This is a genomic window from Pseudomonas vlassakiae (genome assembly GCF_014269035.2).
GTDB lineage: Bacteria > Pseudomonadota > Gammaproteobacteria > Pseudomonadales > Pseudomonadaceae > Aquipseudomonas > Aquipseudomonas vlassakiae.
Window position 1 is genome coordinate 280,574 of record NZ_JABWRP020000001.1, and the last position, 16,541, is coordinate 297,114.

A 16,541-nucleotide genomic window follows, 5' to 3' on the forward strand; every position below is an offset into this window, starting at 1 on the left:
GCGGCCGCTACCGCGAAGGGACCGACGTGGCCGCCTTGCTGCACTTTGTCGGCCGAGCGCCGCTTTCCTCAAGTGATGGCACTTTGCGACGACTGCGTCAGGAAAGCAACGCCAATCCTTCGGCGCGGCTTGGCGACACCGTCTATATGGACCGAAGTCATTGATTTAAATAAATTTCTACAAAGGGGTTGACGACCCTTTCAAGCATCCATAGAATGCGCGCCACTTGCAGCGTAAAGCACACAGCGAAACGCGGCAGGGAGTGAAAGCAGGCAGCAATGCCAGCAGCGTGTCCCCTTCGTCTAGTGGCCTAGGACACCGCCCTTTCACGGCGGTAACAGGGGTTCGAGTCCCCTAGGGGACGCCAATGCGGGAATAGCTCAGTTGGTAGAGCACGACCTTGCCAAGGTCGGGGTCGCGAGTTCGAGTCTCGTTTCCCGCTCCAGATTCTCCGGCAACGCTTGACGGCGGGGCAGGAAATAGAAATCCAGTCTGAATCGTGAGGTTCAGGTGCTGGTGCACTGAAAAGTGTTGTGTGTCCCCTTCGTCTAGTGGCCTAGGACACCGCCCTTTCACGGCGGTAACAGGGGTTCGAGTCCCCTAGGGGACGCCAAATGCGGGAATAGCTCAGTTGGTAGAGCACGACCTTGCCAAGGTCGGGGTCGCGAGTTCGAGTCTCGTTTCCCGCTCCAGTTTAAATACTGTGGCGTTCGCACGGTGCAGTGGTGGTGAAGGTCGTCAAGGCGCTTCACGCCGATTAGCGGTAAAGCTTCACATTGCGGGAATAGCTCAGTTGGTAGAGCACGACCTTGCCAAGGTCGGGGTCGCGAGTTCGAGTCTCGTTTCCCGCTCCAAATACAGAAAACGCCACTCTTTCGAGTGGCGTTTTTTTTTGCCTCGTACCGGCTACGACGCGTAGTCCAGTAGCATGCCGTCGGCAAACGGGAAGTTCAGCCAGCGCTGCTTGTTGTCGAACGACACCTGCACATGAATCCTGAAGTAGGACTGATGCGCGAACTTCAACAGCTCGGCTTTGGACATTGAGCCCAACGTGATAGGGCCAGTTTCTCCAGGTACGGCTCTTTCATGGGCAATCGTATGCGTCAACGGCTTGCTCGGATCATTTCGATCCCATCCTTCCATCCAGGCAGAGTAATACTGGGAAGGCGCCATGTACGCCCACGTGCCCAGCGTGAAGATGGCCGGCCCGGTGAGACGGTCCAGAATGATCATGCCGTTCTGGAGAGCGTCGGACTGCAACGGTGGCAGACGCGTCAGCCAGGATAGGCTGGTGAAATGATTCTGTGACGGTTCTTCGCCGACGACGCCAACCTGGTAATGCACCTGAACAGTCGTGCCCATGTGCGGAGCAATGAAAGCCTTGGGAATATGGTATTCCCTGGGCTTGTCGGGTGTGGTGGGGGTGTCGGTCTCATACGCATAGGCAGCGCCGGGGATACCCCAGAACACGGTGGTTTTTACTCCCGCAACCACCGCATCGGCGGGGATCTCCACGGTCACGCCACCGGTGGCGTTTTCCAGGTCGAGGTTGCTGGCGTAGGCGTTGCCGGTGGCCTCCTTGACCCTGGGGGGCATCCTGGGGCTGGTGGGAGTGCCGGCGAAAGTCACGGCGACGCTCGACGAGTGTTGAACATAGGTGCCGGCGTAGTCCTGCACGTCATAGCGAGGGAAGTGCGGGCCATTGCCGGCCTGACGGATGAACTCGGCCGGGAACACCAGTTGCAAGGGTTTGCCCAGATGCGTCTTGTTCAGGACCAGGCTGCCCACCTGCTCACTGCCAAGAGGGTCTTTGCTCCAGAACCACTTCACCACATCGCCGACCGCGGCATCCAGGTAGGGCTGGGTTTCACCCTCGAAACCGGGAGGGATCTCGCTGTCCTTCAAGGGCGGCAGTTCTCCCACCAGCTGATTGCCATTGTTCTGGAAATAGGCATCCGTGAGGCCCGCGTCCGGCAAGGCAGGCTTGTAGCTGAGCACCGGTTGCCTGCCCAGATAGGGCGGGATCTTGTCGATGGTGACCAGCAGATCCTCGGACGATGTCTCGTCGCCGTTGAACAACTTGATCTTGTAGTAAAGCCTGTAGACACCATCGCGCAGAAACTTGGGCGGTATCTCGACGAATAGTTCGTCATCCTTGACCGGCTCTCTCCACTCTCTGAAGGCGACCAGGGTCCCCTCGGTGGTTTTGCCACCAGCGACATCGAACACCGGCGCCATGTACATGCTCACGCGTTCCGGGTCTTCTTCGGACGGGTAGGAAAACGTCCACTTGGAAAAATGCACTGGCAGCGGGTCGTAAGTTGCCTTGAATGGCAGCAGATTGATCGGTCCGTCGTCGATGTCCGGAAGCAGCAGGTCAAGTATGAACGGCGGCGTGTAGGGACTGCGTTCCTCACGCGTTGTACTGTTGTTGTCGTGGGGCGTGTTCGAAGTTGCCATGATGGTTCTCCATGAAAAAGGGGAGTGTCGTTGCCGACCCTCCCCATGACAGACATCACCAGTTGTAACGCACCCCGAGGTTCACGCCCCAGGGCTGTTCGAGCTTGCTACCGTTGCTGTAGTCGAAATCGGCATGGGCCCGCCATTTATCTGCCCAGGCCAGCGCCACACCGACCCCGACTTCGCCACGGGAACCGGCAAGGTTGTTGTTGAAGCGGTTGCCATTGACCTTGACCTGGTTGTCGTTGGCAAACTCGTGCACCGCCGCCACCCGGACATAGGGCTGGACCATGCGCCCGTCGGCGGCACTGAATGTGCGCCCGACGGTGCTGCCCAGCTTGCCCTGCAGGGAGTGTGTGTTGCTGCCTTCGGCGCGCATGCCATTGTCCAGCTGGTAGTCCTTGCCCTCGATCACCAGGGCCGCCAGTTGTGCGAACGGCTCGATGAAGTAATCGTCCGCCAGCTGCAAGTGGCGACCGGCCTCCAGGGACACACCCACGCCATGGTTGTGGTAATCGCCCTTGGTCTTCTTGCCGTCGCTCAGGCGCACGTCGGAGCTGTTCTGGTAGCGGTTGAGGCGCGCCGTGGCGTCGAAGTAATAACCGCTCTGCGGGTCGAGCCAGGTGCTGTAGGCGCCGACATGGTAACTGTCGACCTTGGCCGACGCGCCGCGCTCAAGGTTCAGGTCGGACTTGCTGTAGCCTGCGCTGACACCGGCCAGCCAGTTGCCGTCGCCGAACGGCAATGGCGTGTCGGCACCGAACGAGAAGCCTTGCTGGGTTTGCTGGTAGGCCACGCCGGCGGCGGCCGATACGTTGTACTGGTTGCCGAAGGTACGTACCCAGCCGCCGGCCTTGCCGTGGTCCTGACGCAGTTCGCCCATGCGGCTGCGCAGGCTGCCGAGCTCGCCGTACCAGACGGTCGGCGCGCTGTTGAACAGCGCCAGCACCGAGCCGGCGCCGGGGCTGACCACGCGGGTTGTGAGGTCCAGGTACCAGTCGTTGCCGCCCTTGTTGATCAGGTCGTAAGAGTAGGTGCCCAGGTCCACCGGGCCGCCTTCGAGGCTGAAGCGGGCATCGCCGCTGGCTGCATGCACCATGTGCAGGCTGCTTTCGGCCAGCGGGTCGCGGCCGCTGCTGCTCACGCTCAGGCTGTGCTCTCCCGTGGCGCTGCCGGTAATGTCGAGGAAGTCGGCCCGGCCGCTGGCGAAATCGCCTTCCATGACGAAGCTGCCATTGCCAGACAGGTTGTCCAGGGTCAGGGCGTAGAACTCACCTGGCTGGCCGAAGCGCACGCTGCCGCCATCCATGGCCAGTTCGCCCAGCTTGCCATCGCCAACCATCACCCATTGCGCGCCGCTGTCGATGGCCAGCTTGCCGACGTTGTCCAGGCGGCCGGTGAGGGTCGCGGCGTTTTCCAGGGTAACCTCGGCACTGCCGCCTGGCGCCACCTTGATATCACCGACCAGCTGGGTGTTGCCATCGCTGACCCGCAACGCTGCGCTGGCACTGTCGGCCACCTCCAGCAGCACGCCGTTGCTGGCGCTGAGCACGGCGCCATTGCGCACCTCGATGTCTGCCGATACGGCGCGGCCGGCACCACGGCCAACCACGATGGCCGAGCCGTCACGGCCTTCGACCAGGCTGTTGTCGAGTATCAGCGTGGCCGTGCCCGCGCCCGGGGCCTCGCGCATCAGCACGCCGTTCTGGCCGCCACTGATGGTGCTGTCCCTGGCCAGCAGGGTGCCGTTGAAGAATTCGACGCCGATACTGTTTGCCTCGGTGCCTCGCAGCTCGCTGCGCTCGAGTTCGACGCGGCTGTCGCTGATTTTTGCGCCACGTTTGCCGCCGTGGAACTGGCTGTCCCTGGCCTGTACCAGCGTGCTGCGCCCGGCACGGTCGTCGTTTGCGACCAAGGCGGTGCCGCTGGCAGTCACTCTGGTCTGGTTGAGCAAAGCGTTGCCGCCGATCAGGGTGATGCCGTAGTGGCCTCGGCTGCCGGACTCGACCTTGGCATTGTTGAGGATCAGCGATGCGCCAGACTCGACATCGACGTAGTGCAGCCGGGTATCGTTACCGGTCAAGGTGGCGCCATTCATGACGCGGTAGTTGTCCGCCGGCGCGCCTGGGCTGATGACGGTATCTTTGGTGATGTTTTGTTGCGCCATGGCTGGGGCAGCCAGCAGCACCGCGTTGATGAGAAAAGCCAGTCGGCTCAGCTTCAGTGGGTTAGGACGAGTCATTAGCACACCCTGTTCATTTGTCGGTAGGCAATGTGATCCGTGGCAACTCCGTTTGGGGGTTAAGGATCGGTAGGGTGCTGAGCGTAAATTCCCTGATTTCGCAAAACTGTAGGAAAAGCCCTACATAAATTGGCGATAAATCCTAATTCTCAAAGCATTGGAGCGGCGGGCCGTGCCTGCCTCGGCACGGCCCGGCTCTTCATGACTTGCGCGGTGTCGGCAGCGGACAGGAATCGTTCCCTGCCGCCAGGCTGAGTTTTTGCTTGATCCACACGGAACTGATCGACCCATCCGCCTTGGCGTAGCGAAACCTGGCACGGGCTCTGGGGTTCGTTGTGTTGAAGGTGGGCAGCAGGCGATCCTCGTAAGGCTCGATGTGGAAGATGAAACCGTTGAGGTTGGTGTCGTCCAGCTTGACCTCCCAATCACCGGCAGCGCCCGGGACAGGCACCTCTGGATCACTGTCGTTCGAGCCAACGAAGGGGTCCCAATACAGCTTGAGTACGTCATTCACATTAAGGTCGGTGCTGAGGTCTGGAATCTTCACCCTGAGCGAGAGCGGGCCGCCCGGGTTGTCTGGGTCTTTCAGAGAGCCGCAGTTCAGCCAGCCGCCTGAGGTGATGCCCTCGAAGCTGGGTTGCGGTAGCAACAACTCCACCGCGTCTGCATTGACCTCTTTCACTACGGACTGTTGTTCATTCAATGCATCGCGGGCGGCCCGGACGGTGTAATGGACTGGCAGGGCGGGGTTGTTGCCAGCCTTTCGGATGTCGTCCCAAGGGATTTCCACCGAGAAGGGCTGAGGGTCGTTAAGGTCGACTTCGTACTGGGCGTTCTGTACCAGTACGTTATTCCAGTAGAAATCAATGATGAAGCCATTCTCGATATTGTCGAATCTCGGGAAGGTCAGCGTGGCACTCATATTCATATCGGCACGGGTCAGTACGTCGTCCGTCTGGGACATTTTGCCGCGGATGGTCGGAGCTGCCAGTCTGTCATTGACCGGGTCGGGCCATTTTTCGTCTGGGTCCGGCCGTTCTGGGCCGACAATGCTGAAGTCAACGTTGACCGTGATGGCCAGGGCGGTGGCCGGGTAGGCGACCTCACCTCGCAATATCTGGTAGCTGACCTCGGTGACTTGGGGGCCTGCGGCGGCCGTGTATTCCCCGCGCAGCACCTCCGGTGGTACGGGGATGGAAATGGGGAACTGCTCGCCTGCCACCGGTTTACGTTGAAGCAGGGTATTGCCCCACTTCACCCTGATGTGATCGACATCGCGGACATTGTCGTAGGCTTCGATCTTTACGAATACACGCTCGATGGCGTCCTTGAGGTCGATGATGTTGTCGGTTTCTGCCAGTGGTACGCGCGGAGGTTTGAAGTTGGCTGGCGGTTCCCCGAGCGCCACATCCAGGATGACGGGCAGCGACAGGCGGCTTTTGTTGGTCGCCTTGTCCCACAGGTAATAGGCTGCGTAATAACGACCTACTTCGTTGGGTTTGAAGCGGCCGGCAGGGATCAGCACTTGCCGGCCGAGAGGCACGGTGCCTTCGGCAACGGGGTCTTTGTAGTCATCGCTCTCCTCGGGCCAGCGGTCGAGCAGGTACAGTTCGTAGGTATCACCCGCGGCACCATACGTGTCGTCAGGCAGCACGCCAGCGACACCGATGGGGTTGGCGTCCATATACGCTTTGTCGATGATCAGCGTGTCGAATTGCACACCCTGCGGTTGTACATCCTGGCCCCACGGCGGCACACGGTCGCAAATGAGCTTCAGAGACTGGGAAAACGCGTCTTGTTCGGCATGGTTGCGGTGGCGATAGCGGACGTGAACGGCGCCATTGGCCGGTAAGTCGCTCTGGTGGATGAACATGGGATAGGGGAATATCGAGCTATCGCCAGGCCCGTCGAAGTCTTGCCAGGTAACGTCCCTGTATTCGGCGTCGTCGTCCCCCTTTGTGGAAACTTGCACGTAGATGTACTCGGTTTCGCCCTCATCCGGCAGCAGCAGCCAGCTGGGGATCTTGACTTCAAGCGGATGGTCCAGCGCCTTGCGGTCCAGCGTTCCGTCGGGGTCGATTATTGCATCTACGATAACGGGCGCCAAGGCGAATGCGGCCGCTTTGCGCGCTTCTTGTTTGTTCCTGTAAGAGCGGCTGAGTTGTTCGCGCTCTTTACGTAGTTGAGTTCTAACGCGCTCGGCGATTTCGCGCGGATTAAAGTTTTTAAAGGTCGTGTTCATGGTGCAGTCCTGAATTTAAAGTGTGTATGTGCTTGCGTTATCGAGAGGACTATCTTCGAACGTCTTGAGCGCCAACTTGTGCAAGTTTTGCTCTCGGGAAGTACTTGTCCAGCGGTCCATCATAGGGTTTACCTTTTATGGCAACCTGCCAGGCCGCAAACTTCCTGGCTTCGCCAACTGTTGGAAGATTGCTGACAAGCGGGTCGGCCGTGCCAGCTAAATTGCTGGTTGTGGCTTTCGTCAGGCGCTCAGCAGCACGGAACGGCGCAGCTAATTTATTGACAGCGGCTCGGAAAGCAGCGCTCCAGGAGCCCAAAGTTTTATATGCGGTGGCCACCGTACTGATTCCCTGTGCGGCGAAATACGTAATCCCGATAAGCCCGGCTAAGCTGCCGGTAATGAGACTGGTCCTGTTCGACTTACGACTCCCACTGGCCAATGCATCAATTTGATAGGCAGTGGACGTCACCGTCAGCGCTGCAACGGTAGTTGCTACTGTCGCGGCGATGGTTTTGCCGACTGCAGCAGCGGCAACTACGGCGGTCTGGGCGATTGCAACAGAGGTCATGATTGCAGTGCTTTTTAATGCCCAAAGTGCATACAGTTTTGCTGCAGCTCCATAGGTGACTACGGTCGCAATGGTGATCGCGATGAATGAGGCCACCACCGCCACGCCCGCGCCTATCAATTCCCAAATCGAATTGCCAGACGTCCGCGTTCCGTTGGCCGGATCATCTTCGTACACTTCGCGCAACCGCCCGCTCCAGCCGATCGCGGTGGTCCCGGTCGGATCGCGCAGCATGATCGGGTTGCCCCGGCAATAGCCGTAATAACTCAGTTCGCCATTGTCCAGTGGGCTGGTCGGGTCCTGCATGCCGAAGTCCATCGTCACAGTGCTGTAAGGGCGCAAGCCACCGAGCAGGTACAAGCCACTGTCCGGTTCCTGCATTTCGCCGTTGTAGCCCAGGCCTGTGCGCAGCGGCGCATCCTGCTGATAGGGCTGTGTGCCATAGGCGCCGTAGGTCGCGTCGCGGCGGTCTGCCCTCAGGCTCTCGGCGATCACGCTGTGGCTGGCGCTGGTCTGCAGCAGCAGGGGGGCCTGGCCATCATTGCTCTGTTGCGCCAGCGGCACTTCGCCCTGGTAGCAGTACAGCTGTTCGAGGCTGCCGCGCACCGCCCGGTGCAGGCGATTGCCCTCGAACAGCAGTACGGTGTCCGCACCGCTGGCATCCTGGCGGGCGAACAGGCGGTCGAAACCGTCATAGCGATAATGGCTGGCGCCGACCGACAGCAGCCGGTTGCGGTTGTCGTAGCTCAGGACTTGGCCACGCTCGTCGTTCAGCCGGCTGCCATTGGCGTCGTAGCGGAAGGTCGGGTTACCTGTGGCACGTGCCGGTGTGTACTCGATGCGCCGCAACTGGCAGGGGTCGTCGGCCGCGCGGATAAACATGGCCCGCTCATAGCCATGGCCGTCGGCATAAGTCGACATCACCATGCTGATATTGTCGTAGGCATCCGTCGTGAAGATTTGCGACGTGATCGGCCGGTTCAGTTCGTCACGCGGTAATTGCGTGCCTGTACAGATGCAACTGATCAGTCGGCTGCGCGGATCGTAGTTGAAGACCTCTTTCAGCAAGGTCTTGCCATCTTCGCTCAGCTCGCGGCTCTTCAGCAGATCGTCAGGCCCCCACTCCTGGGTCTGCATGCGTATCTTCTTGCCGCTCAGTTCCCAGGACCTGCAGATCTCGCGGTCGCGATGGTCATAGAATATTTCGGTCTTCAGGTAGTTGCCGCTGCCGTCCAGCGTGGTGGTGCTCGACGGCCGACCGAAGTCATCGTAGGCATGGCTGATGTGCAACGGCTCTTTTTCCGTGCGCTCCAACCGGGCGTAGCGGTCATACAGGTAGCGAGTGACGATGCGATTGTCCTCGGTGCTTTGCACCAGACGATCATCGACCGAGCTGCGGTATGTGCGGGAAAGCCGGGTGCGGCTTTTGTGATCGTACCAACGCTGGACGGTCACCTGATTGGCAAGGTTGTACTCGTAGTCGCGATCGCAATCGCCGTTGCCGGCGTGGTTCAGGCGCGCACTCACTTCGTGGAAGGTGAACTTGCTGCTCAGCTTGTCGGTGACGCTGCCAGTCGGTTCCGTGGTCAACGCCAGTTCGTATTCGAACCGGGTTGATACGCCAGCGGCACTGATGTGCTCACGCGGCTGGGTTTCCCCACCCTGGTAATGCAGGTACTCGGTACGCGGGCCTGTGCGGGTGAAGCTTACGCGGTCGAGGCCGTCGTAACGACGCAGGGCGATTTCGCTGGTCGGTTCGTTGATATTGGCCGGGAACACGGTGAGGCTGGTGGCCAGCTCCGCCTCGGTATGCAGGGCGTATGCCCGCTCGATGCGGGTCTTCTCTGGCAACGTGGTCGTGGTCAGGCGGCCCCAGGCATCGTAGCCATAAGTGGTGCTGAAGTTGCGCTCGTCGGTCTCGCTCACGCAGCGGTTCCAGCCATCGTAGCTGTACCTGCGAAGCGTGACGGGTTGACCGTGCTCATCAAGCGCAAGCGTGCGCAGCGGTTTTTCGTACGGGTTCTGCCAGGCCTGCTGCCAATCACTGACCCGCGCGTCCTTGCCTGTCCCTACCTGGCGCCAGGTCGTGAGTACAGCGCCATCCGGATGCTCGCGGCTGCCAAGTGGGTTGACAACTTGATAATGGCGTATCGCTTTGGGCCCGATCGTGGACTCGTCCACATCGGTCGGCCCGATGGTGCAGCACAGCTCGCCCCATTCGTCGTATTCGAAATGCTCGGTCAAGGCCCGCTCCCCTTGGTCGGGCAGCCAGTCGTAGCGGGTTTGCGACGCGCGCCGGCCCCATTCGTCATGGCGAACGACCTGGGTGGTGTGCAGGCGTAGCGGGTAACCTTCGTAGACGTTGTCGCGCCGCTCCTCCACCGCCCGGGCCAGGCCGTCGAACAAGGTCACGGTGGTGATGCCTCGGGCATCGGTCACCGCTTGGGAGGTTTGTGTCGCGCCACCGCTGAACAGGGTATAGGCATACTCACGAACGGCCTCGAATTTGGTGTCCGGCGCCACGGTTTGCTTCTTCAGGCGCATCAGGCGATCGTATTCGAGCACGAGGTCCACGCCGTTGGCATCACGTATCAACAGGTGCTTGCCGTGCAGCAGCGAACGTTGCTCCAGGGTGCTGCGCCGGGTACCGTCGTAACCTCGCAACACTTCTTCGGTCTGCAGGACCTGCTTGTCCAGGCCTGGGCCTGGGACCCGGGTGTAATGCCACTCGGTGGCAGTTTGCAAACCATTGCAGAGCTGCTGCTGCAGGTAGCGCCGGCCATGCAGGAAAGGATCGGTGACGGAGTTTGCGTAATGATAAATGGTCTGGCGCAGCAGCTGTTCAGTCTTGCCTTGCTCGATCATCACCTCACTGTAAGTGGCATGCCAGGGCTGTTTGTGCCAGTCATGATCGGGGTTGCCTTGGTCATGCTCCGGGTCGGCAAGCCTGGGTAGCGTGATGTAGATGTAGCGTTCGCACTGCGGCAGCGCGGTTTTGTCCGCCACGGTCGCCGGCTTGGTGATTTTTTCCTTGAGGTGGCGGACGAAGCCCTCCGGGTCGGCGGGGCAGTCATCATCGCCAGTGGCGGGGTACCACTCGTAGTGCTCTTCGGCGCCGGTGTTGAAGGTGCGGGTGCGCAGGTTGCCGTGTTTGTCATAGGTGTTTTCAACCCACTCGCTGCGCGGCGGGAGGCTGTTGTCCAGCATGCGCCAGCGCCGGGTTTCCTTCAAAGGTAGCTGGCAAGTGGCGGGAAGATCCCGGAAGTGACGGTTGCCCAAAGCGACATAGTCGGTGAGGTTCTCGACCACCGAATTGCCCTGGCGGGTGATTTCCGCCGTTTGCAGATGAATCCGGTTGAAGCGGCGTTCGATGCTGCGTACCACCTTGCCGTCGACCCACAGCTGCTCTTCGCTGCGATACTCGTAGTCGTCGCGGTACTCATAGAGGTTGTCGCGGCCCGAGTCGCTCCAGCCAATATTGGTGCCGCTGCCAATGAAACTGTGCTGGCGGTAGATATTGCCCTGATCGATGAAGTCATAGGTGAAGCGCACATCGATGGGCTTTTGCCCAAAGCGCGGTTCGGTCAGATGACGGGTCACGCGTGGCAGGTATTTGGTCTTGTCGTGCGGGAACTGATGGCCGTTGTCCTCGTAGAACAGTTGCTCGATGGCCCCCGTCGGGTTGCGGATGGTGTCGAGGCACATGAGCCCCTGCCGCGGTCGGTAGCTGAAATCCCAGATGGCCGCATCGCCGCCCGGCAACGTGATCGTCTTGACCCTGTTGTCATCGCTTTCCAGGGTCATGCTGTAGCGCGCCAGTGGCTGCACGCCGGTATCCGCCACTGGGTATACGAGCAATTCGACCGCGCTCCTGCTGCGGGTGCATTTGAACAGCAATTCACCTTCACCATCGGTGACGGTGTCGAGAACGTGGTGGTTGCCGACAAAAGGCTTGTAAGTCAAATACAGCCTGTGGCCTTGCGGCGAGTGAATCTCCACCGGCAGGGCCACGCCCTGGCTGGGCTCGCCTTCCCCTGCGTTGAAGAATTCCAGTATTTCCACCAGGCCAGAGCGGTGCATGACCCGCAGGCGACGGATACGGTCCAGGTCGTGCTTGCCCTCTTTGTACACATTGAAACTGGGCAACTTCTGCTCTTCGACGAACAGTCGCTGGCCACTGCTGCTGTCCCCCAGGCTGAACGATTCACCGGTACTTAACGACAGCCGCTGATTGCTTGCCGAGTACTGGGAGAGGTTCAAGTTCCAGCCGTTGCCATAACCCGAGTCATCGCGGTTCAACGGGTTGAAGTCAAGTTGCAACTTCAGGGGGTGTTCAAGTTGGCCATTGCCGACCAGGTCGGGCAAGGAGATGGACATCGTATATTGCCCGGTGCGCGGGTCGACGCCGCCTTTCATGAAACTTAGAAAGTTCATGGCATTGGAATTGACTGACGAGTTGATAGCCATACGGAGCCGCCCTCTGCTGTATGAATAAAGGTGTCCGGAGTTCGCGATTGCCTTGGCTGCGTGGCACTAACATAGCGCTACTGGTCAGGGGGGGCACCTAGCATTATTACCAGTTTCGCCATTAAGGCGGGTTGGCTAGAGTCGGGCCATTCATTGGTATGGCCGCTCAGCGAGGGCGCGAACATGCGAGTTGAAAACAAGGCGCTGGACTTACCTTATATTCCCCTGTTGAACCCTGAAACGGAGTCTGTCGACCTGGCGCAGGTAGGCCCGCAGGGCTTGGACACACACCTCGATGCACCCGGCGCAGGCATTGGCGAGTTCATTCACATTCAGTTGCGCGGGCGGACCAGGATCGGCATTCCACATGATCTTGTTGACCGTGTGCCGATCACCAAACTCGATGACCAGAACCGTGTAATCTTCGCGATTCCCAAGCCCTTGCTCGACCAGCTGGACGGCGGTCATGTGTTTTTCTCCTACGCGCTCGATGGGCCGGGCGGGCAGCCATTGGACGAGTCCCTGCGCCTGGACTTTCGCGTCAATCGTCCGGTGCTCGCGGGTGGGCTGTCGCTGGGTATCGCCCAGGTGCGGCAGTCGCATGACCTGCAGATTTCCATTGAGGCGCTGGATGTTTTGCCGCTCAGCGTGGTGACTCCGCCTTTCCAGGCCATGGTCGAGGGTGCCGAGGTAACCCTGTCCTGGTTGGGGTACTTCGGCGAAGGCGTTCCGTACCTTCCTTACGAGCAGTCCTACCCGGTGACCGCCCAAGACATCGGGCAGCCACTGGTATGGTCGATACCTTGGGATCAGGTTGCCATTTTCATCGATGGCTTTGCCGAACTGAAGTACAGCATCCGCCATGACAACGGGCAGGTCACCGTGTCGGCGCTGCAGCGCTTCGACATCAAGCAAACCTGGCCGACTGTGCGTCCTTTGTTGCCGGCACCGCGTATCAAAGGGCTGACGGGCGGCGCGCTGGACCCTGATCAATACCCCGATGGCATTGAAGTGATCATGCCCTATGACCCTGCTGCGGATCTGCAATCGGGCGACCAGCTGGTCTTGTATATCGAGGGCAGCGCGCGGGTCGTCTATACCGCCCGTGTCGATCCGACCACGCTCGACAGCCGTTACATGGCGGTGTTCGATAGCCGCTGGGTGCATGACAAGGAAAACTTCGGCAAGCCGTTCTCCATCAGTTATCAGTACGCCCGTAAAGGCATGGCCCTGCATTCGGAACCCTTGCAGCTGACCGTACGCAGGCGCTTGCTATTGCCAATGCCGATTGTTGAGGAAGCATACGATGGAGAAGAGAACAACGAAGGCGTGGCCTATCCCATAGATTTAACCGCTGGCGCCCGGGTACGCATACCCCAGGATGCGGTGATCGAAGACGGTCAGGTGTTGCTGATCTGGGAGGGGCATGAAACGGTGGAGCTCGAGCCTTCGATCGCTGACCCACGGCTATTCAAAGTGCCTCCGGCAGTGATTGCAGCCAACCTCGGCAAGCAAGTTTGCCTGTATTACAGCGTGACGCCGCCGGGCGAATGGTCGCAGCCTTCCGATCCTTTCTATCTGAATATCGCTGATATTGCGGTGGGTAGTTACCAACCGGTTCAGAATACACAGTTGCGCAATGGCAAGTTATCTTTTAAAGAGGTGACTCACCCCGACGGCACACAGTTCACCTTGCGCAAATGGCCATTCTTCGCACGCGAGCAACCCTTTCGGATGGTGGCCATTTACGAGGGACTTCCCGAGCCATTATCCCTGCGCAAGTCTGACGTTATTACCTTGCCTGAATACAATGCCGGGCTAGTCGAAGGCTGGCTGCCTAAAAGTTTTCTGCAACAAATGCGTGACCGCAAATTGGAACTTTTTGACGTGTTGCCAAGTGTCAGTTTCGATGGCGGCCACACCTTCAAAGCCATGCGTCCGCTCAGGGCCACATTGATTGACTGAGCCTCATCCAGGTTGACAGGAGAAACACCATGTTTGCCGAATCTCTTGCAAGTCTCTTGCAATGGTTGCGTGTGCGCAGTCGGTTGTTCGGCTGGGATGCCATTGTTGCGCTCGATCGCTTCAAGATCAATCGCCTGTTGAAACGCGAATATATACGCCGGTTCAATACCGGTAGTTATCTGCCACCGGTCAGCGGCGAAGTGTCGGGGAGCAACGAGGCGAGGATTGTCATTCATGATTTCAGGCTCGCTCACCCGCGCCTGTCATTCGAAAATGCCGACCTCAACGATTCCAAGGCACGCCTGCGCATGGCGGTGGTCGGCGGCAATCAACTGGCCCTGCGCAAGAACGTCAGTGACTGGTATGTCCAGCGGCTGGACTGGATTGGCCCCCTGGCGGGGCCAGAGCTGCACCTGGACGTGCACCTGGACGATGCGCCGGGCCAGGTGGCCGGTGACGGGCGCATCCTGCTGGACCTGAGCAAAAGTGACAACTTTTCGCTGACGTTCTCCAATGATGCCCAGGAGCGTGAACTGGGCGGCAACTTTTTCAAGGAGCTGTTCAACCGGCTGCCGGACGCCCAGCGCGTCTGGTCATTGGGCGAAATCGACCCGGGCTCGCGCCCCCTGCTCAGGCCCAGGTCCTTCCGCTTGCGGACCCAGGCCAAGCCCCCCTCCAAGCTGGCCCCGGCCTCTGCCGAAGCGCAAGAGGCCGAGGGTGCGGTACTGGCGTTCATCAATATGAAGTCCGGCCACGATGGCAGCCTGCCGGATGCCAGTTCCGACTTCCGCTATCTGATTCCTGATGATGCCGGTCAGGAAACATCGGCGACGGTACTGTTCAATGCGCGGCGCCTGATCATTCAACAGCTGATAGAGCGATTCTCTGGGTTTATCAAGGACGCAAGTTTTGTCATTGAATATGACCAGCAAGGTGGCGTGATGGGCGCCTATTGTGATGTTGGGCGTATCGAGTTACCAGCGATGGGGGGGTGGAACAGCAGCGATTTCGAATACAGAGGCCGTCATTTCCATATCGACATGCTGACCGTCGTCGAAGCCACCGTCATTCAAGCGGGTAATAAACAGCTGCGCATCGATTTTTCGGGTGATACCGGTGTCAGAGTGTCCTGGGTGGCCACCAGCGACATGGAGATCCGCCTGGTTCTGTTGAGTTTCGATACCAAGCAGTACCGTCAGGAAGATCTCGACAGGCTATTCCCCGCACATCGCAGTGTGACGGTTCAGTGTTTCATCGATTATGAACTGGTCGATCGTGAAGGCGGGGTACTTGAAATGACCCGCCTGGAAATTGATGGGCTGGAACACGAGATCAAACCACCCGTGCTTGCCGAAGCGCAGCTGGAACACGCCCGCGCGCTGTACGAAAGCGGCGACCGGCTGCCTGCACCCATTCCCACTAACGAGGATGGCCTGAACCCTATCGAGGCGATGTTCGTTCTGCTGTACATGGTGGGCCAGATGATCGTGTTGCCGGCTCAGCAGGCCATGCGAACCGCAGCGGTGGAGCCGTTGCGCGAGCGTCTGGGACGTGACTTGCCAGTCGCAGAGGTGCTTGAGCCGCTGGTCAAGGAAACCCTGCGCCTGAGTTTCGGCAATCTGGTCGTCAGCGATCAGGTGCGCGGGCCCAAGGACGTGGTCATGTTCGGCAAGGTCAACCCGGATGGTGGCAGTTTCGAAGTCACTGCGCTCGAGCCGGTGCTCGAGCCTGGGGGCACGCTGCAGTTCAAGGTCGAACCCCCTCGCAAGGTGTACTGGAAAGTCGAAGCGTTGACGGCCGACGCGGACGACCCAGGCGAGATCGACACGTTGACCGGTTGGTACACCGCCCCGGGGGTCAGTCATATTACGGCCGGTTTCACCCAGGCCCGCGTTACCGCGCTCGATCCTGACTCCGGGTTCACCGCTGCCGCCCTGGTGACCGTGGTCGATCACGCCATCGCCCTCAGCCCCATGCTGGAGGTCGTCGAGCCAGGCGGAGAAGTGGCGCTGATGGCCGGCACCCGGGAGACCGCCGATATCCAGTGGTCATTCGTCAATGCGGCGCCACACGGGGCTTTGCGCGAGCCTGGCGGTACGGGCCGGCTCAATACCTACTTGGCCGGTGCGGACTCGCGCACCGAGGCGTACAAGCTCGACCTGGTGAAAGTGCGCAACAACGCCAGTGGCGATGAGCGCGTTACCTGCCTGGTGACGCGGATGAGGAAAAAGAAACCGATGCCGGTCACCCCCGAGGAGTGGGGCAGCAGTGCCCAGCAGGACTGGGTGCGCCTGGCACTCTGGGTCGGCAGCGAAGTGCAGACGGACGTCCAGTGGACGGTCTTGTACGGGCCTGGGGAGATCAAGGGTGACCGTTACGAGGTCGGCCGCAACCGACGTGACCGTTTCGTGGTCATCGGCGGCCACGTTGAAAGCCCGGATTGGGGCGCGCTGGAGGGCTTCATCATCCTGCCGTTGCCGCTTGATGGCGCGGTCGAAGCCTATGAGGCGCAGTCCTCGCAGGGCAGGCGCCTGCGCCTGGCCAGGCGTACCGCAACCGGGGCCAGTTCGGCCGCCGCTTCCCAACCGTGAGAGCAC

General features: G+C 60.0%; 6 protein-coding genes and 5 tRNA genes. 7 read left to right on the plus strand and 4 right to left on the minus strand.

Features of this window, described 5'->3' with window-relative positions:
• Nucleotides 1-291 precede the first annotated feature (291 nt).
• From HU738_RS01320 to HU738_RS01340, 5 genes are all read left to right on the plus strand, one after another.
• Nucleotides 292-367, plus strand: a tRNA-Glu gene (locus HU738_RS01320).
• A gap of 2 nt (nt 368-369) precedes the next feature.
• Nucleotides 370-445: transfer RNA gene (locus tag HU738_RS01325), tRNA-Gly, on the plus strand.
• Nucleotides 446-537: 92 nt separating this feature from the next.
• A tRNA-Glu gene (locus tag HU738_RS01330) sits at nt 538-613 on the plus strand.
• Between the two features lie 3 nt (nt 614-616).
• A tRNA-Gly gene (locus HU738_RS01335) sits at nt 617-692 on the plus strand.
• 86 nt (nt 693-778) lie between these two features.
• Nucleotides 779-854 (plus strand) — tRNA-Gly (locus tag HU738_RS01340).
• A gap of 52 nt (nt 855-906) precedes the next feature.
• On the opposite strand, the gene HU738_RS01345 is transcribed toward HU738_RS01340, so the two are convergent.
• From HU738_RS01345 to HU738_RS01360, 4 genes are all read right to left on the minus strand, one after another.
• The gene (locus HU738_RS01345) at nt 907-2,460 is read right to left on the minus strand and encodes a hypothetical protein (RefSeq protein WP_186604030.1); all 1,554 of its coding nucleotides are present in this window, start codon (nt 2,458-2,460) and stop codon (nt 907-909) included.
• Nucleotides 2,461-2,515: 55 nt separating this feature from the next.
• Nucleotides 2,516-4,702 carry an autotransporter outer membrane beta-barrel domain-containing protein gene (locus HU738_RS01350; protein ID WP_225923370.1) on the minus strand — a complete coding sequence of 729 codons (2,187 nt, stop codon included), beginning with the start codon at nt 4,700-4,702 and terminating at the stop codon, nt 2,516-2,518.
• A gap of 199 nt (nt 4,703-4,901) precedes the next feature.
• A complete protein-coding gene (locus HU738_RS01355) occupies nt 4,902-6,944 on the minus strand; it encodes a hypothetical protein (RefSeq protein WP_186604031.1) in 2,043 nt (680 codons plus the stop codon).
• Nucleotides 6,945-6,993: 49 nt separating this feature from the next.
• Complete coding sequence (locus HU738_RS01360) at nt 6,994-11,523, minus strand: RHS repeat protein (RefSeq protein ID WP_217871417.1); 4,530 nt, start codon at nt 11,521-11,523, stop codon at nt 6,994-6,996.
• A gap of 639 nt (nt 11,524-12,162) precedes the next feature.
• On the opposite strand from HU738_RS01360, the gene HU738_RS01365 reads away from it, so the two are divergent.
• The gene (locus HU738_RS01365) at nt 12,163-13,944 is read left to right on the plus strand and encodes a hypothetical protein (RefSeq protein ID WP_186604033.1); all 1,782 of its coding nucleotides are present in this window, start codon (nt 12,163-12,165) and stop codon (nt 13,942-13,944) included.
• Nucleotides 13,945-13,973: 29 nt separating this feature from the next.
• Nucleotides 13,974-16,535 carry a hypothetical protein gene (locus tag HU738_RS01370; protein WP_186604035.1) on the plus strand — a complete coding sequence of 854 codons (2,562 nt, stop codon included), beginning with the start codon at nt 13,974-13,976 and terminating at the stop codon, nt 16,533-16,535.
• Nucleotides 16,536-16,541 lie beyond the last annotated feature (6 nt).